The sequence below is a fragment of the Moraxella sp. CTOTU48717 genome (assembly GCF_032057165.1).
In the GTDB taxonomy this organism is placed as follows: domain Bacteria; phylum Pseudomonadota; class Gammaproteobacteria; order Pseudomonadales; family Moraxellaceae; genus Faucicola; species Faucicola tetraodonis.
Window position 1 is genome coordinate 40,663 of sequence record NZ_DAMBBC010000001.1, and the last position, 16,762, is coordinate 57,424.

A 16,762-nucleotide genomic window follows, 5' to 3' on the forward strand; every position below is an offset into this window, starting at 1 on the left:
GATTCGCTGATTTTTTACGTTTAACATATTTTGCGTGTATGAACTCATGGTAAACTAGCCACATGAATCATCAATGACTGAAGAACTGCGTTATGAAAATTTTACTCGCCAATCCCCGTGGTTTTTGTGCTGGGGTCGATAGAGCCATCGAAATCGTCAATGTCTGCCTTGAGCGCTTTGAACCACCTATTTATGTGCGCCATGAAGTGGTACACAACAAGTTTGTGGTAGAAGACCTTGCCAATCGCGGTGCGGTATTTGTCGAAGAGTTGGATGAAGTGCCGGATGGGGCGATTGTGATTTTTTCAGCACATGGCGTCTCCAAAGCCGTGGAAGATGAAGCCGAACGCCGTGATTTGACGGTGTTTGATGCCACTTGCCCACTGGTTACCAAAGTCCATATCGAAGTCAATAAATTTGCTAAAACAGGCGTAGACGCGGTGTTGATTGGTCATGCCGGTCATCCAGAGGTAGAAGGCACGATGGGGCGCTTCGATCCACAATACGGTGGGCGTATTCACTTAATTGAAGATGTGGTAGATGTTGCCAATCTTGATTTACCGACCGATACTGATTTGGCATTTGTCACCCAAACCACCCTATCGATGGATGACACCGCAGAAGTGATTGATGCGCTAAAAAATAAATTCCCAAAAATCCATGCGCCGCGTAAAGATGATATTTGTTATGCCACCCAAAACCGTCAAGATGCGGTCAAGGAGCTTGCGGCGCGTTGTCAAGTGGTGTTAGTGGTGGGCTCACCCAACTCATCGAACTCCAATCGCTTGCGTGAACTCGCGGAGCGTTTGGGCGCCAAAGCGCATTTAATTGACAATGCCGGCGAAATGCAAAAAGACTGGTTTGCAGGTGTGGATACGGTGGGTGTGACTGCAGGTGCATCGGCGCCTGAAGTATTGATTCAAGAAGTATTAGATACCTTACAGTCTTGGGGCGGCGAAAAACCTGAAGAATTATCAGGTATTTTGGAAAACGTGACCTTTAGCTTGCCCAAAGCATTGCGTTCACCCCAACTGCATAATCCTAGTGAATCCAAGATTTAAAAGAGATATAGCATCGGATAGATAGCAAGTAAAGCCGGGTATAAGTCTGCTCGGCTTTTTATTGGTCAGTTAATTATTGGTTATTTAAACCCTGCTTGTATCATTTTTTTCATTATTTTTATAGAAAAGTTGACGAGAAACAGCAATCACTATTAGACCAACCACAAGACACCCCTGCGCCTAAGTCACGAAAAAACCAAAAACCCAACAATAATGAAAATTAGATTTTTTATATATTTATCGTGAGCTAAAACCAATAAAAAAGCCACTCATGCAGTGGCTTTTCTTTTTTCAACAATAACAAGTGTTTTTAACGAAAAACTTTCCTAAAAACTTAATGCAATCCATCATAAATAAACGCATGACGATGGTTGTTACCTTTACCAAAATTGGTAAAGTGTTCATGGTCAGCAGGTAAGTCATCATGGCTATGGGTATGTGGGATATCGGTTTCTTTTTTCCAAACCACTATGGCAGTTACTAAGGCTATTAAGGCTAACATTGCCATCGGTAAAAACGCATTGATTGTGCCTAAATGACTACTTAGCCACCCTACCAAAGGATAAGTAATCAACCAACACGCATGAGAAAAGGCAAATTGGGCAGCAAATAACGCTGTGCGGTTCTCTGAACTTGCTGACTTACGAATCAATCGACCTGTGGGCGTTTGCGAAACTGAGTAGCCAATACCTAACATAAACCATAATGCCAATAACCAGTTATAGCTTGTTAAAAACACCCCTGCAAATAAACCTACTACCAATACGGTTGTACCGCCTATCATCACTAAACGGTCATTAAATTTATCAAGCACTTTGGGCAAAGTAAAGGCTGCCAACATTGACCCTAGACCAAATAACCCAAATGCCCAAGTGGTAGCGTGTTCGGTCAATTTGAAGGTAGATTGTACCAACACAACGGTATTGACAATCACCATTGCACTAGCAGATGCAATCGCTAAATTTAATGCTAATAAGCCTTTTAAGCGTGGCGTATGAAAATATATAGTTGCCCCTTGCTTAATGCGAGCCAATACGCCAGTCACTTTAGATGGTTTAGTAGTTGGTAATTGGGTCGTTATCACAAACAAGGCTGAACCAATAAAGCCTAAGACCGTACCTAAAAACAAGTTGTGATAGCTAATTACTGTGAGTAACAAACCTGCTAACATCGGGCTGATAATATTTTCTAAATCTGATGCCAACCGAGATAGTGATAAGGCATTGGTATATTCTTTTTCATCGGGTAATACGTCTGGTATCACCGCTTGAAAGGTCGGGGTAAAGGCAGCCGATGCCGATTGTAAAATAAAAATGAGTAAATAAATTTGCCAAATTTCTGTTACGAAGGGTAAGAAAAGGGCTGTACCTGCTCGGATAATATCGAGTGTCACTAACACCTTTTTTCTAGGCAACCGTTCCGCATAAGCCGAAGCGACAGGGGCAACCATAATGTAAGCAATCATTTTAATGGCTAAAGCAATGCCTAGAACTTGTGCTGCTTTATCTTTGGCTAAGTCATACGCTAGTAAAGATAAGCCAATGGTAATTAAGCCTGTACCAATCAAAGCAATCACTTGGGCTAAAAATAAATGCCGATACGTTCGATGTTTTAAAATCTCAAACATAATAACTTCCTAATCAAATTTTCATTGACTATATTATATCCTATATCCCCCCATATAGGATATTAATGTTAAATCACTATTTGATGATAAGACACAGTATAATGTATGTAAGGAGTAAATTATGACAGCGACCAACCACACTGAACATGACCATTTACATGAAAGCCATCCTGCGATTATTAATCGTTTAAAAAGGGCTAAAGGGCATTTAGAAACTGTTATTGATATGCTTGAGCAACATCGCTCTTGTAACGATATTGCTCAACAACTTCATGCGGTTGAGAAATCCATTAATAGTGCCAAACGCGTATTAATTACTGACCATATTGACCATTGTATGGATGGGATTTTGGATAGTGAGAGTCCAAAAAACGCTATTGAGAGTTTTAAGGATATAACTAAGTATCTATAATAATACTTATTGAGTAAGCTATCACTACTTCAATAAAAACAATTTAAAAATTAAAAAATTGTGCCGCTTGTGCTTGAAATAGTTTTGCATTCACCCTAACTATGACAACAAACCATCATAAATTGGGTTAATTATTTTTATTCTTACTTTTAGGAGTTACTTACTATGTCAAATGAAAACAAACCTGAGCCAAAAAAACATAGCTTTGAAGCGGAAGTCGCGCAGCTATTACATCTAGTCACCCACTCGCTTTACTCCAATGCGGATATCTTTGTGCGTGAGCTGGTGTCAAATGCGTCTGATGCCTGTGACAAGTTGCGTTTTGAAGCCAATCAAAACGACGCGCTGTATGAAGGTGACAGTGAACTACGCATTCGCATCGATATTGATAAAGATGCCAAAACCATCAGCTTTATCGACAATGGTATCGGTATGAATGAAGCCGATGCCATCGAGCATTTGGGTACTATTGCCAAATCAGGCACCAAAGCTTTCTTAGAAAAATTATCCGATGCACAAAAACAAGACGGCAATTTGATTGGTCAATTTGGGGTGGGTTTTTATTCAGGTTTTATCGTAGCGGACACCATCACGGTGGAATCGCGTAAAGCCGGTGAGCCTGCCAGCCAAGGCGTGCGCTGGGTTTCAGACGGTACCGGTGAATTTACCACCGAAACCATCGAAAAGCCTACCCGTGGCACGACCGTGATTTTACATATCACCGATGAACACAGCGAATACCTTGACCGCCAAAAAATCAAATCTTTAGTCAATAAATACTCTGACCATATCAGCTTGCCAATTCAAATGCGCAAAGAAGTTTGGCAAGAAGAAGAATTAACCGAAGCGCAAAAAACGGCTAATTCAGAAGCAGGGGGCGAAACTACCAAAGGCGAGATGCCCCAAGGTCAAATGATAACCACCGATGAATGGGAAACCATCAACCAAGCCAATGCTCTATGGACGCGCTCACCTTCAGAAATTGCAGACGAAGAGTATCAAGAATTTTATAAAAATCTTACCTATGACTATGATGAGCCGCTAACTTGGACGCACAACCGTGTCGAAGGACGTTTACAATATACCCAGCTGCTATATATCCCTAAAAAAGCGCCGTTTGACCTGTACCAACGTGAGCAAAAACACGGTCTAAAACTGTACGTCAAACGTGTATTTATCATGGATGATGCCGAGCAGTTGTTGCCGATGTATCTGCGTTTTGTCAAAGGGGTTATTGATACCGCGGATTTACCGCTCAATGTCAGCCGTGAAATCCTGCAAGAGTCTCGCGATGTCAAATCCATCCGCGATGGTAACGCCCGCCGTATATTGACCGTGCTAGCTAGCCTAGCCAATAGCGATGAAGCCGAAAAGCAAGAAAAATATAAACAGTTTTATGCTGAATTTGGCAACGTCTTAAAAGAAGGCTTGGGTGAAGACCAAAGCAATATGGATAAAATTGCCAAATTATTGCGCTATGCCACTACCACTGATGACAATGTGGTCACCAGCTTTGACGACTATAAAGGTCGTATGAAAGACGGTCAAAAGGCGATTTATTACCTGACGGCTGAAAACCTTGCCGCCGCCAAAGCCAGTCCGCAACTTGAAGTGTTCAAGAAAAAAGGCATTGAAGTCATCTTGATGACCAACCCCGTTGATGAATGGGCAATGAACTTTATGTTTGAGTACGATGGCACACCGCTACAAAATATCGCCAAAGGCGCGGTAGACTTGGGTGATTTGACCGATGAAGCCGAAAAAGAAGAAGCCAAAAAGGCGGAAGAAACCTTCAAGCCTGTGGTAGAAAAACTCAAAGGCGTGTTAGGTAGCCGTGCTAAAGATGTGCGCGTGTCAAATCGTTTGGTGGATAGCCCTGCTCTGCTCGTTACCGCTGATGGTGAACTATCACCACAGATGATGCAAATGCTCAAACAAATGGGTCAGCCTGTGCCGGAGAGCAAGCCAATTTTAGAAGTCAACCCGAACCATCCGCTCATTCGAAAATTGGAAAGCGCGGAGCAGTTCGATGACCTCGCGCAAGTGATTTTTGACCAAGCACTACTTGCCGAAGGCGGTCAGCTTGAAGACCCAGCCGCTTATCTAAAACGCGTCAATGCGTTGTTGATGAAGTAAGTTATTTTGCTGACTTCAATATAAAACCCATAAATAAAAACAAAAAAACCGAAGCCTAGGCTGTTGCTTAGGCTTCGGTTTTTTTTTGAAAACCACTGCCATCGCATCGGCTAGTGGTTGTAAGGACAACTATTTTATCAGCGCTCGGCAAGCATACACTGTTTGGGGATTTGCTTGCGATTGAGTGAGGTGATACAGCCCCAACTACCATCGACTTTACTATCGCCAATACGATACATGGTCAGCGTCTGACCATTGAGCCAGCGATTGGGAAACGGCACGCCTCGTACGGTCGCTTGAATCATACAATGACTGTCAGTTGGAATGCTTTCTGCTTGGGTCAGCACTTTTAACACCACTTTTTGGTTATCTGTGCTTAGTGGTGTATTGACAGGACATTGACCGGTGGCTTTGTAGATGGCATCGACTCGCCCCTGTGCGCTTTCTACGATATCAAGCACCTCAAACAGCGTGGCATTGGCTTTTTGTTTGGCATAAATCGGCAAAAACTGCACTTGTATTACAAACAAAGAAAACGCATAAAACCCAAACGCCAGCGCCAAACCCACCAAACTCACCCCGCCGTGCCTGCGGATATGAGCCAGCTGTTTTTCCTCATCCCGCGGATACATTTCAATCGCATCGGCAATTTCACGGCGCGCCATCCGATAATAATAAGCATCGCTCCAACGTGCCACCATCACTGACCAAAACAGCCAAATCGCAAGCCCAATGCCAATACGTAGCGGCATACGAATCGCTTCATCAAGATTGCGTATCAATAAATACTCTATCGCCACCAAAATGATGGTGACATTGAGCTGAATAAATGACCATCCCGCCACCGAATAGACAATGCTATCTAAGAATCGCTTACGGTATAACAGCCAAGGAAACGTCATCAAAAACCCTGCCCAATGCCACTTTGCCGTCAATCGCCCTGCCTGATCAAACTGGGCAAAACGCTTGAGATAATAGGCCTGAGAACGATTGCCGATAAAGGCTTTGTCATACATCAGACGCTGTTTATCAGTTAGCTGTGGCTGCCAAAATGGCGGCGGTGATGTTTTTTCAAGAAATAACATGGCGATTAGCGATTATCCATTGGTTGTTTTCACTTGTTGAGGTTTTTACTTTTTGGGGTTTTCACTTATAATAGCCGAATTTTATCACAACCACCCTTTATCACACCAACTACGATTTTTGCAAATGATGACACCCCAACATACCCAAACTTCTGAGACAGTCGATGCGGCTAAACCCGATGCACCATTGCTTTCTCCCAATCTCCCCACTAGCCCACAACCGAATGATGAAAACCCTGATTCATCCCCGCACTATCGCGCCATTCAAACTTTTATGAAGCGTAAAACCCATGTGGGCAAAAAGGCAGAAGCTGGGTTACAGTCAGACTTTGCCCATTTTTTTGTCCAGCCCAATTTGGATGCAATACAAGCAATGGATATCGGTGGCATAACCAATTTGCGTGAGCTATTTTCAAACCCTGATGCGCCTTTGACACTGGAAATTGGCTTTGGTATGGGCACAAGCTTGGTAGAAATGGCAAAAAATGACCCAACACGAAACTTTGTCGGCATTGAAGTGCATGAGGCAGGACTGGGTAACTGTGCATTTTTGGCAGGGGAACTGGGTCTCAATAACCTCAAACTCATCAGTGGCGATGCCATTGCCCTGATGCAGCAATTACCGGCGGCGCATATTGACACGCTGCAGTTGTATTTTCCCGACCCTTGGCAAAAAAAGCGCCATTACAAACGCCGTTTTGTCAGTGCTGATCGCATGAGGGTGGTGGAACGGGTGCTTAAAAAAGGCGGCATGTTCCATGCTGCTACCGATTGGGAACATTATGCCCACTGGATGATTGAAGTCATGGATAGTTTAACCGCGTTTGCAAATGTCGAAGGCAAAAACAGCGAAGGTATAGGTAACTTTTTGCCACGTCCCGATTTTCGCCCCCTGACTAAATTTGAAAAACGCGGTATGGAGGAAGGTCGCGCTATTTACGATATTATGTATCGCAAAATTTAGCGCGTTGACAATTTTATGCCATAAACAGGATAATCAAAGCGATTATCCTTTTTTTATGCCTGATATTTTTCTACAATGTGACTTTTCGTTATTAGATGGTATCTATCAGGATGTCGATTAGCGTGTGATGCCACGTAAAATCTCTATGACTGCTATCAATTTTTAGTGGTTTTATTACCTTGAATCGGGATGACCTTAGGAGTGATGGGATGACACCCGTTTATATTACATTTACGTTGTATTTGATTTTGGTATTGGGCATCGGGTTTGCGGCATATTTTGCCACGCGCAACTTTGATGACTATATTTTGGGTGGCCGTAGTCTGGGCAGTTTTGTGACCGCGATGTCGGCGGGTGCATCAGATATGTCAGGATGGCTGCTGATGGGGTTACCTGGGGCGATTTATGTATCGGGGCTGAGTGAATCTTGGATTGCAATTGGCTTGGTGATTGGTGCGTATTTTAACTGGCTTTTGGTGGCGGGTCGACTGCGGGTGCATACTGAGTTTAATAACAATGCACTGACTTTGCCTGAATACTTTCACCACCGCTTTGGCGCCAACAATCAATTGATTAAAATTGTTTCAGCGGCGATTATTTTATTTTTCTTTACCATTTATTGCGCCTCAGGCATTGTCGCAGGTGCGCGGCTATTTGAAAGCTTGTTTGAAATTGACTATACCACGGCTATGTGGCTAGGGGCATTTGCCACCATTATCTATACCTTTATTGGGGGATTTTTGGCGGTAAGCTGGACGGATACGATTCAAGCAAGTTTGATGATTTTTGCGCTGGTATTTGCGCCCATCATGGTTTATTTAAACTTAGGCGGTATGGATGAAATTCATGCGGCGGTCAGTATGGCGGCACAAGCAAACAACAAAAACTACGCTAACTTGCTGTTTGGTACGTCATTGGTCGGTATCATCAGCGCGGCTGCGTGGGGCTTGGGTTATTTTGGTCAGCCGCATATTTTGGCGCGTTTTATGGCGGCAAATTCGGTCAAATCACTGAATAATGCCCGCCGTATCGGTATGACTTGGATGATTTTATGCCTAGCAGGTGCGGTGGCGGTCGGTTATTTTGGGCTTGCCTATATGACGGTGCATCCTGAACAAACTGCCATCTTAAAAGATAACAACGAGCGTATCTTTATTGGTTTGGCACAATTGTTATTTAACCCTTGGATTGTCGGTGTGGTGTTGTCGGCTATTTTGGCGGCGGTCATGAGTACCCTTAGCTGTCAATTATTGGTATGCTCAAGCGCGATTACAGAAGATTTTTATAAAGGGTTTATTCGCCCTACTGCCACGCAAAAAGAGCTGGTTTGGATTGGTCGATTCATGGTGCTTTTGGTCTCAGCGATTGCCATTGTCATCGCCCAAAACCCAGACAGCAAAGTGTTAGGATTGGTCTCTTATGCATGGGCAGGTTTTGGCGCGGCGTTTGGTCCTGTGGTGTTGATGTCATTATTTTGGCGACGTATGACTGGGACAGGTGCGTTGGCGGGTATGCTCGTAGGCGCATTGACGGTCATCGCTTGGAAACCATTAACCGGCAGCAGTCTTTATGAAATCGTACCAGGCTTTGTTTTAGGCATGATTGCCATCTATGTGGTGTCGCTGTTAACGCCCGCATCTGATAAAGTCATGGCACGTTTTGATGATGCCAATAAAGCCTATAACGATGCTCGTTAATATTGAATGACAATGTGAATAGTCATTTAAATGACAAAAAGGGTGATACAGCTATCGCCCTTTTTTTGTTTTTCTTTTTCATTTTTTTATTGTCAAATGACAAACAACCAAATGACAAGCAACAAAAAAGCCAAACTGTGATTTGATACTTTATTTTAGACTTGGAAGGGTTGGAAAAAAGTGGGAAGAAATGGGAAGATGTTGGATATGATGGGATGGATTTGGTTTTTTTAAATGTAGTGGTAGTAAGGCATTGAGCAGTGGGTAATTGAATAACTGATAAGAAAATTTTTGAAAAAAAGAGCCTCATCGTGTGATGGGGCTTTTTATATTTTATTTTAGACTAAATGTGGATAACTTTTTTTGGGGTGGTTTTTTTAGAAGTTATTTTAGACTAATTTAGTGTACTTTTATGGGTACTAGGGTGGCTTGGACGAGTTGAACCAAGTCAGATGTCGATGGCGCGGTTAGGATGATGCGTGAGCCTGTGACATGGTCGATGGTGGCGGTAAAGGCAGGCGTTGAATGGGCAGCTAAGTACCCAGCGAGCTCACGTTTTAAGCCGTCTGGCGTTGTTCTGCCATTGTCTGCTATTACATGAAGTGGATTAGATTGTGCTGACATTTTAACGCTCCTTTGCTATGTATTGGAGTGTCATGTTAGCAGATTCTAACGCTAAAAAAAGGATTGAAAACACGGTAGTAACACGGTAAACGTCAATATATGACGCTGTAATTAACTCCATATTTTTGCAAAGAATTAGGCAGTACGGACAAAAATAATATGTATATATTTCAATGATTTGCAAAAATAAGCAAAAATGATTTTTGCGAAATTGTTTTGCTTTAATGAACGTTAGAATGTTTTTTATTAACTTCTAACGTTAAGCGATTTTTAAAGTATCTTTGAGAGCTTGTTTTTGGTCATCGTCTAGCTCTGGCATGATGGCAAGCAGGTGGCAGACTTTGATAACGAGTTCTGCTTTATGCTCTGCGGTCATGGTGCGATTGGTTTCCTCTAGGAATTCATCGACAAAGATGAGAGCTTCCATAAGTCTGCCCATGCTAATGTTCTGTATAGCTTGCTGGTGGTCATTGTATTCCGGTGGCAGGTCTAGGGTAATAGTAGGAACTTGTGGGTTGCCCTGCCCTGTCTTAAGCCAATGAGCATTGACGCCTATCAATTCTGCCCATTTATCAAGCGTTTTATCTAGGGGCTTTGCCTTTCTTTCATAGGCACTTTGGAATGAGCCTTTTGGAATATCATGTCTAACTGCCCAACTATACGGGCGTTCATCTCCAATAAGGGTATTCATCCTTTCCCAAAACTCTAAGCCCAACTGTTCTTTATTCTTTTTCATACCAATTTAAATACCTTTATTATTTTTTGCTTAGATTTGCTTAGACTAAGCAAAAGCGACCAAAAATATTTTTAATCTAAGCAAAAATAATTATCTTTTAAAATCATATACATAAATAGAATAGTATTTATTTTTCAGTTTAGTAAGCAAAAAAGTATTTACACATACTTTTTTGCTTACTATAATGTTAGAAACAAGGTTAATTAATTCTAACATTACCCTATTTTAAAAAATCAGCCGAAGCTGATTTAAGGTTTTTACAATGGCTTTATTTGATGATTATCCATTATTAAAAGGCTTAACTAAAAAGCCAGATGGTAGCTATCATCCTGCTGATATCAAGGCATTGATTGAGAAACAAGGCTCTACACTTGAGCAAATTTCGCTGAATGCTGGTCTTGGTCGCTCTGCTGTTAGCGTAGCTTTTAAAAAACCATATACCAAAGGCGAAATTGCGTTGGCTACTTTTTTAAATATTCCCGTACAGTATATTTTTCCTACTCGTTGGGATGTTAAAGGCAACCGTGTGCGTCCACGTTATGCAGCTAAATATACCACAGTCGCCGAGTTGATGTCATGAAAAAGTATTTAACTTTACAAGAAATACTGGCTTTGAATATTCCAGACTTTCCAAACTCAAGGCAAGCTTTAGATTATAAAGCTAAGAAAGAAGATTGGGAATATATTGAAGTTAAAGGAAATGTTGGTAAAGGTGGTGTTTCTAAGGCTTATCGATTGCCAACTGAATATATAGAAGTAGCTAAAAGTATTCAAATTAAGCAAATGGCGGACAGCGTTGAGCTTCCTGCGACCATTGAAAATAAACCCGTCGCCACTGTGGAAGCCCTCAACCCTACCCTATTGGCAGACTGGCAACGTGACTGCGGTACCGCTCGCCTTGCTATCGTGCGCCATGTCTTAGATATGGCTGACCTACTGGGCAAAACCAAAGCTGTGGAAAAATTCGCCACGGATAGCAAAAACGGTCAGCTAACCGCGACCCTTGCTGACACCGTGCGCCGTGCCAATGCGAAAGCCGGTAAAGATGGCAATGCCAAAGTAAGCCGTGCCACGCTGTTTAACTGGCTAAAACTCGCTGAACACGCAGGTGATAACAGTCTAGTAGCTGTACTTGCCCCAAAACACCGTGATGTAACCATGCCAGTGTGGGGTGCGACCTTGCTCAAGCTATGGGGGCAGCCGACTAAGCCTAGCCTATCGATGGTCATGCGTGAATTGGTAAATGTGATGGGCGGTGAAAATGTGCCTAGCTATGCTCAAGCCAGTTATTTTTTGCGTACTCATGTGGGCAATGTCGAATTGGAACGTGGACGCATGGGGGCGCGTGAGCTTAAAAATATCCAGCCGTTTATTCGCCGTGATACGTCTGAGCTGTTCCCCACTGACGTGTATACCGCCGATGGTCATACCTTTGATGCAGAAGTGGCTCATCCCATATCGGGGCGACCATTTCGCCCAGAGATTACCGCCATCATTGATGTGGCAAGCCGTAAATTGGTCGGATTTAGTATTGATTTAGCTGAAAGTGGCTTGGCAGTACTGGATGCGATTCGGACGGCTGTGTGTACCAATGGGGTAATGGCACTGTTTTATGTCGACAATGGTAGTGGCTATAAAAACGCCATGATGAGCCGTGATGGTAGTGGCTTGATGGATAGACTTGGCTCAACCTTGACCCATTCCCTACCCTATAACAGTCAAGCTAAAGGCGTGGTGGAACGCTCGCACCAGTCAATTTGGATACAGGCAGCAAAACGGTTGCCAACCTATATCGGCGTGGACATGGATAAGGAAGCCCGCCAAAAAGTGTTTAAGAAAACGCGTAAAGATATCGCTACGTTTGGCGAATCTAAGCTGCTACTGGCTTGGGATGATTTTATGACCCTATGCCATGACGAGATGCAGCGATATAACAACCGTCCACACCATGCGCATCCAAGACGCCATAACAAGTTGACAGGTCGCAAGGAGCATTTGACACCGCAACAAGTATGGGATGAAAAATTGACAATGATGGTCAATCTAGGCAAGCCACTGGTACAGGTGCATGAGGCGGATATGGTCGATTTGTTCCGCCCATACATTGAGAGAAAAGTACTGCGCGGTGAAATCAAGATGTTTAACCATGTGTACTTTAGCCGTGACCTTGAACAGTACCACGGTGAAACAGTGCACGTGGGGTATGACATTCATGACGCCAGCCAAGTGTGGGTGCGTGATGTGAGTGGTCGACTGCTCGCTGTAGCGAAATTTGAAGCCAATACGCGGGCTTATTTTGCTCAACCTGTCATCGAACAGGCGCATGAGAAACGGGCATTGGGTCAGCTTAAACGCAATGATGTCAAGCGCAATGAAATTCTTGAAACGATGTCGCCAAGCCGTGTGCTTGAGCATATCGATACCATGCGACTACCTCAAGAGCAGATTGATAAGGCGTTTGCAACCTTGAATAAAACTATCGAAGCTGAAGCGGTGGAAGTAATCTCAATGCCAAAGCCAATGATGACCAGTGCCGTCAATGATGTACCTGATATGAAAATCATGAATGAAACGGATGATGAGCGGTTTGAGCGGTGGTTGGCGTTAGATAGTCGCTACAAAGCTGGTGAAACACTGGATTCTAACGATTTTGATTTTCATGAGTTATTCGCTTTGTCAAAAACTTGGCGAATTAAGATGGCGCAACATGAAGCGCACTTAGAGCAACTTGAACGAGAGGAGGAAATAGCAAAACGTCTATCCAAATAAATGAATAGACGCTATGACTAGGTGATAACTGGGGATTGCCGTCCTTTGTTATCGAAATACAGTAAATTTGGAATTTTTATTATGAAAGAAAATGCAAAAAATGTCAATTCTGCTCCCCAGACGCATGTGCAAGCGGTGGGTGGGATTGCTCAAGTGACCAATGTAGCAGTACTGCATGATGCCATCGCTCGCACCACTGACCGTCATCATAACTTGCCCGGTATCTGTGTGTTTTATGCGCCTAGTGGCTTTGGCAAGTCAGTGGCAGCGAGTTTCGTTGCGACACATACCCGTGCCTACTATGTGCAAGCGTCAAGTATCGATACCAAGAAGTCATTTCTTGAAAAAGTACTGCGTGAGATGAATATCGCACCCGTTGGTACCGCGACTGGGATGCTACAGCTAATCGCCGATGAACTGGCAAAAAGTGGTAAGCCGCTCATCGTAGATGAGTTTGACCACCTAGCTACTGCCTCTGGGAAAGTTGAGATGATTCGGGATATTTATGAGTCTAGTCAAGGCACAATCATCATCATTGGTGAAGAAATGCTACCACGTAAGCTTGAGCGATGGGAGCGATTCCACGGGCGCGTGCTGAACTGGGTGCAAGCGCAACCTGCTAGCGTGGCGGATGCGGTGCTACTGGCACAAGTGTATAGCCCAAAAGTGGCGATTGATGAAAATGTGCTGGCTGAACTTGTTGGCGCAGTGCGCGGCTCGACTCGCCGTGTGTGTACCAATCTTGAGATGCTAGCGCAGCGTGCCTTAGAAAATGGGCAACGTAGCGTGGTGATGGAAGATTTGCGTCGTCTATTGCCCAATGGCTTTATCACGGGCGAGTCGCCAAAACCACGGTCATTTTAGGAGGTAGTTATGTGTTGTTGCTGTACTAAAAACGATACTGAGCTGACTCCAAGCGTTGGAGTAGCTATGTTGGAGCAAAATCAAACCATCAAAAAATCACGTACATCTCGTCGTGATATCAAACAAAAATGGCAGCGTAATCCTGCATTTGACTTCAAGCCATCTGCACCCGTCCGCAACATGCGTGAACAAGTGTGGGATTTGCTGCGCACAGGTAAAGAGCTAAGCGTGCAAGATATGGTGCTGACGCTGCCTTTTACCATCAAGCAAATCGAATATCTCATCAATGGTTGGGTAGCCACGGGTTATGTGCAAAAAAATAAAGGGATTTGGAAAAAATCCATACCGACCTTTGTTCTGATTAAAGATATCGGTCAAGAGCCACCGCGTGTAAACCGACAAGGTGAATATGTACCACAGCAGCTCAATGAAGCGGCTTGGCGTGCCATGCGCATCCAAAAAACATTTAACTCTCGTCAAATCAACGCCGTCATTGGACGCGCCGATCAGCTTGGGGCAATTGTTACTTATCTGCGTCTATTGATGATTGCTGGTTATCTACAACCTGTGAGTGTGAATGCTAATGAGTTTACAACCTACCGACTAGTCGAAGATACGGGCTGTAAGCCACCACAAATCCTGCGTGGTAAAAAAGTATTTGACCAAAATCTAGGCATCATCGTGTATGACCCAAAACCACAAAATCAAAATCAAGAGGAAACTGACCGTGACTAATACTTTAACTCCAAATACCACCCCAAGAATGGTTCAGTGGGTGGGCGACACGGAAAGAATTGATGACAAGCCCATACAAGCTTGTGCCATCTACCCAGTGCCAACCGATGAAGATAGTGAATTTCCACACCTGCAAGCACCCAAAAAACGTGTGCCGAAGGATGGTAAGTTGATTGATGACTGGCTACGCAAACAGCGTATGACTAACGAGTCCTTATACCGCAATCAAGAAGTGCTTGATAGCGACATCATGAAGCTTGAATTTCAGATGCGTCATGTGATGAATCGTTTGCGCTGGCTTGAAGTTGTGGTGGTTTGCTTGGTGATTAGCTGTGGGGGACTGTTGGTATGTGTGCTTTAAGAATCAGCCCTGTCACTGTCGATAACTGGATGGAAGCGGTCAAAGAAGAAGCAGAGCAAGATGGCTGTAGCCTGACGCTCATTGCTGAAAAAATCGGCTATGCCCGCCCTAGTCTGTCACTGGCTATCAGTGGCAACTATGTGGGCAAGACTGACAAAATCCGTGATGCGTACATTGAGTATCGCAAGCAAGTGTTATGCCCATACGTTGGGGAAACAGTGAGCCGTCAATATTGTATCGACCATGCAAACGGGGATGCGCCAACGCATCACCCTGCTAAGCTGCGGCACTGGCAAGCGTGTCAGAAATGTGATTACTGTCCAAAAGCTAGTTGTCCGAAGGGGGATAGATGAAAACTAAATGCCCAAACTGTGGTGCGACCCACTCGCTTGATAGCCTTGTCATGGCTAACAAAGGCGGGGATGCGTTTTTGCAAGCGTTTGATGTACCACCAGAACTAAAAACACCCATTATCCAGTATCTTGGACTGTTCCGCTCGGTGGGTCGTGACTTGAGTTTTGACCGTGTTGCCAAGCTATTGGCTGAGCTAAACCCAGTAGTAAAAGCTGGAAAAGTAACATTTGATCGTCACACGTTTGATACCCCAATCCCTGCGTGGGTGTGGGCGATTGAGCAAGCGATTAAAGCCCGTGATGAAGGTCGCTTGAGCTTACCGCTGAAAAACCATAACTGGCTGTATGCCGTGATGCGGCAGTTTGATCCACGCAAAGATGCTCCTGCTAAAACCACCAATGCCAGTGCAGCTCATGGCGAGACAGTGGCATTTAACGGGGTGAAAAAGCCTGTATTTGCTGGGCGTACCCAGCAAGAAACTTGGGATATCGTAAACCAAGCACGAGAACCTGGGGAGTCCCTAGATGAAACATATGAACGTATCAAATCCAACTACTAACAAGGAGCAGCCAAATGGCTAAAAAAGCAAAAATCAAAGCAGTCGCCACTATCATCGCTTGTCAGAGCCTTGAGCAAGTACAAGACTTTATTCGTCATATCGGCGACAAAAATCGTGAGGTATTGCGACTGCAAGCCAAGATGAATGACGAAGTGGCAGCCATTACCAACGGCTACACGGAATCTATCAATGGGCTAAAGCAAGAAATTGAGCAGATGACAGGGGCAGTGGAAATTTGGTGCGCTGCCAATCGTACCAAAATCCTAGAAAAAGGACTGAAAACGGCAAACCTAATCACGGGTGAAGTCTCTTGGCGGTTTAGCCCACCGAGTGTGAGCCTGCGTAAGATTGAAGATGTGATTGCAAGTCTGAAAGAAAAAGGTCTTACCCAGTTTATCCGCGTGAAAGAAGAAGTCAACAAAGAAGCCATCTTGGCTGACCCACTAGCAGTAAAGGATGTGGCAGGTGTGACTATCAAAAGCGGTCAAGAATTTTTTGAAATTAAACCGTTTGAAGTTGAGGTGAAGTGATGAAAACTAATGACTTTGTAAAAATGCTTAAAAATGATGGTGCAGCCGTTTATTTGGATATAGCACTAGCTACTATTTTAGTAAGTTTGTCTGATAGTGAAATAGAAGCGTCTATCAAAAAAACCATGTTGGTAATAGAATCAAAAGGCTTAACAGAAGAACAAGCTAAAAATGTTTGTAGTTCTTTCGTGAAATCTATCAAGCCATTGAGAAATCAATTGCCAAAAATTCAATAACTGCCGCCAGTC

General features: G+C 43.8%; 18 protein-coding genes. 14 read left to right on the plus strand and 4 right to left on the minus strand.

All coding sequences use genetic code 11. The features are described from left to right. Positions 1-92: 92 nt before the first annotated feature. Positions 93-1,061: a 4-hydroxy-3-methylbut-2-enyl diphosphate reductase gene (gene ispH, locus RT084_RS00165; protein WP_201664384.1), complete on the plus strand. Its 969-nt coding sequence runs from the start codon at positions 93-95 to the stop codon at positions 1,059-1,061. Positions 1,062-1,395: 334 nt separating this feature from the next. Here the strand turns inward: ispH and RT084_RS00170 are convergent, their stop codons facing one another. Beyond that, complete coding sequence (locus tag RT084_RS00170; protein WP_313096939.1) at positions 1,396-2,688, minus strand: MFS transporter; 1,293 nt, start codon at positions 2,686-2,688, stop codon at positions 1,396-1,398. A gap of 121 nt (positions 2,689-2,809) precedes the next feature. Between RT084_RS00170 and RT084_RS00175 the strand changes: the two genes are divergently transcribed. Next, positions 2,810-3,100: a metal-sensing transcriptional repressor gene (locus tag RT084_RS00175; RefSeq protein ID WP_204154920.1), complete on the plus strand. Its 291-nt coding sequence runs from the start codon at positions 2,810-2,812 to the stop codon at positions 3,098-3,100. 165 nt (positions 3,101-3,265) lie between these two features. Next, positions 3,266-5,236 (plus strand): molecular chaperone HtpG, encoded by a 1,971-nt coding sequence (htpG, locus tag RT084_RS00180; RefSeq protein ID WP_313096945.1) that lies wholly within the window; start codon positions 3,266-3,268, stop codon positions 5,234-5,236. A 137-nt stretch (positions 5,237-5,373) separates the two neighbouring features. Here htpG and RT084_RS00185 read toward each other — a convergent pair whose 3' ends face one another. Then, entirely contained in the window at positions 5,374-6,321 is a 948-nt protein-coding gene (locus tag RT084_RS00185; protein WP_050324205.1) for a pilin, read from the minus strand. Positions 6,322-6,448: 127 nt separating this feature from the next. On the opposite strand from RT084_RS00185, the gene trmB reads away from it, so the two are divergent. Both trmB and putP read left to right on the plus strand, forming a co-directional pair. Further along, entirely contained in the window at positions 6,449-7,285 is an 837-nt protein-coding gene (gene trmB / locus RT084_RS00190; protein WP_409418189.1) for a tRNA (guanosine(46)-N7)-methyltransferase TrmB, read from the plus strand. A 209-nt stretch (positions 7,286-7,494) separates the two neighbouring features. Further along, the gene (putP, locus tag RT084_RS00195) at positions 7,495-8,982 is read left to right on the plus strand and encodes a sodium/proline symporter PutP (protein ID WP_313096949.1); all 1,488 of its coding nucleotides are present in this window, start codon (positions 7,495-7,497) and stop codon (positions 8,980-8,982) included. A gap of 399 nt (positions 8,983-9,381) precedes the next feature. Here putP and RT084_RS00200 read toward each other — a convergent pair whose 3' ends face one another. Next, positions 9,382-9,606 carry a hypothetical protein gene (locus RT084_RS00200; RefSeq protein WP_313096952.1) on the minus strand — a complete coding sequence of 75 codons (225 nt, stop codon included), beginning with the start codon at positions 9,604-9,606 and terminating at the stop codon, positions 9,382-9,384. 259 nt (positions 9,607-9,865) lie between these two features. Beyond that, on the minus strand, positions 9,866-10,342 hold the full coding sequence (locus RT084_RS00205; RefSeq protein WP_313096955.1) for a hypothetical protein: 477 nt from the start codon (positions 10,340-10,342) through the stop codon (positions 9,866-9,868). A 262-nt stretch (positions 10,343-10,604) separates the two neighbouring features. Here RT084_RS00205 and RT084_RS00210 point away from each other — a divergent pair, with 262 nt between their 5' ends. The 9 genes from RT084_RS00210 to RT084_RS00250 all read left to right on the plus strand — a co-directional run bounded on the left by RT084_RS00210 (position 10,605) and on the right by RT084_RS00250 (position 16,750). Next, positions 10,605-10,922, plus strand: a complete 318-nt coding sequence (locus RT084_RS00210; protein ID WP_313060009.1) for a helix-turn-helix domain-containing protein — start codon at positions 10,605-10,607, stop codon at positions 10,920-10,922. Next, positions 10,919-13,111 carry a Mu transposase C-terminal domain-containing protein gene (locus RT084_RS00215; RefSeq protein WP_313096958.1) on the plus strand — a complete coding sequence of 731 codons (2,193 nt, stop codon included), beginning with the start codon at positions 10,919-10,921 and terminating at the stop codon, positions 13,109-13,111. Before RT084_RS00210 ends, RT084_RS00215 begins: the two co-directional genes overlap by 4 nt. Positions 13,112-13,192: 81 nt before the next feature. Continuing rightward, the gene (locus RT084_RS00220; protein ID WP_313060006.1) at positions 13,193-13,975 is read left to right on the plus strand and encodes an AAA family ATPase; all 783 of its coding nucleotides are present in this window, start codon (positions 13,193-13,195) and stop codon (positions 13,973-13,975) included. A gap of 66 nt (positions 13,976-14,041) precedes the next feature. After that, the gene (locus RT084_RS00225) at positions 14,042-14,710 is read left to right on the plus strand and encodes a hypothetical protein (RefSeq protein ID WP_313096961.1); all 669 of its coding nucleotides are present in this window, start codon (positions 14,042-14,044) and stop codon (positions 14,708-14,710) included. Next, positions 14,703-15,071: a hypothetical protein gene (locus RT084_RS00230; protein WP_313096965.1), complete on the plus strand. Its 369-nt coding sequence runs from the start codon at positions 14,703-14,705 to the stop codon at positions 15,069-15,071. The genes RT084_RS00225 and RT084_RS00230 overlap by 8 nt, the downstream gene beginning before the upstream one ends. After that, entirely contained in the window at positions 15,059-15,424 is a 366-nt protein-coding gene (locus RT084_RS00235; RefSeq protein WP_313078535.1) for a LysR family transcriptional regulator, read from the plus strand. Before RT084_RS00230 ends, RT084_RS00235 begins: the two co-directional genes overlap by 13 nt. Then, complete coding sequence (locus RT084_RS00240) at positions 15,421-15,984, plus strand: hypothetical protein (protein WP_313096968.1); 564 nt, start codon at positions 15,421-15,423, stop codon at positions 15,982-15,984. Before RT084_RS00235 ends, RT084_RS00240 begins: the two co-directional genes overlap by 4 nt. A gap of 14 nt (positions 15,985-15,998) precedes the next feature. Further along, the gene (locus tag RT084_RS00245) at positions 15,999-16,514 is read left to right on the plus strand and encodes a host-nuclease inhibitor Gam family protein (RefSeq protein WP_313096971.1); all 516 of its coding nucleotides are present in this window, start codon (positions 15,999-16,001) and stop codon (positions 16,512-16,514) included. Further along, positions 16,514-16,750: a hypothetical protein gene (locus tag RT084_RS00250; RefSeq protein ID WP_313078538.1), complete on the plus strand. Its 237-nt coding sequence runs from the start codon at positions 16,514-16,516 to the stop codon at positions 16,748-16,750. The genes RT084_RS00245 and RT084_RS00250 overlap by 1 nt, the downstream gene beginning before the upstream one ends. Positions 16,751-16,762: the final 12 nt, after the last annotated feature.

Bases quoted from the DNA above. Each gene is read 5' to 3' on its own strand.
- RT084_RS00185 (WP_050324205.1), bottom strand. From the start codon at position 6,321: ATGTTATTTCTTGAAAAAACATCACCGCCGCCATTTTGGCAGCCACAG.
- RT084_RS00215 (WP_313096958.1), top strand. From the start codon at position 10,919: ATGAAAAAGTATTTAACTTTACAAGAAATACTGGCTTTGAATATTCCA.
- RT084_RS00245 (WP_313096971.1), top strand. From the start codon at position 15,999: ATGGCTAAAAAAGCAAAAATCAAAGCAGTCGCCACTATCATCGCTTGT.
- ispH (WP_201664384.1), top strand. From the start codon at position 93: ATGAAAATTTTACTCGCCAATCCCCGTGGTTTTTGTGCTGGGGTCGAT.
- RT084_RS00205 (WP_313096955.1), bottom strand. From the start codon at position 10,342: ATGAAAAAGAATAAAGAACAGTTGGGCTTAGAGTTTTGGGAAAGGATG.
- RT084_RS00235 (WP_313078535.1), top strand. From the start codon at position 15,059: ATGTGTGCTTTAAGAATCAGCCCTGTCACTGTCGATAACTGGATGGAA.
- htpG (WP_313096945.1), top strand. From the start codon at position 3,266: ATGTCAAATGAAAACAAACCTGAGCCAAAAAAACATAGCTTTGAAGCG.
- RT084_RS00200 (WP_313096952.1), bottom strand. From the start codon at position 9,606: ATGTCAGCACAATCTAATCCACTTCATGTAATAGCAGACAATGGCAGA.
- trmB (WP_409418189.1), top strand. From the start codon at position 6,449: ATGACACCCCAACATACCCAAACTTCTGAGACAGTCGATGCGGCTAAA.
- RT084_RS00175 (WP_204154920.1), top strand. From the start codon at position 2,810: ATGACAGCGACCAACCACACTGAACATGACCATTTACATGAAAGCCAT.
- RT084_RS00225 (WP_313096961.1), top strand. From the start codon at position 14,042: ATGTTGGAGCAAAATCAAACCATCAAAAAATCACGTACATCTCGTCGT.
- RT084_RS00250 (WP_313078538.1), top strand. From the start codon at position 16,514: ATGAAAACTAATGACTTTGTAAAAATGCTTAAAAATGATGGTGCAGCC.
- RT084_RS00240 (WP_313096968.1), top strand. From the start codon at position 15,421: ATGAAAACTAAATGCCCAAACTGTGGTGCGACCCACTCGCTTGATAGC.
- RT084_RS00170 (WP_313096939.1), bottom strand. From the start codon at position 2,688: ATGTTTGAGATTTTAAAACATCGAACGTATCGGCATTTATTTTTAGCC.
- putP (WP_313096949.1), top strand. From the start codon at position 7,495: ATGACACCCGTTTATATTACATTTACGTTGTATTTGATTTTGGTATTG.
- RT084_RS00210 (WP_313060009.1), top strand. From the start codon at position 10,605: ATGGCTTTATTTGATGATTATCCATTATTAAAAGGCTTAACTAAAAAG.
- RT084_RS00220 (WP_313060006.1), top strand. From the start codon at position 13,193: ATGAAAGAAAATGCAAAAAATGTCAATTCTGCTCCCCAGACGCATGTG.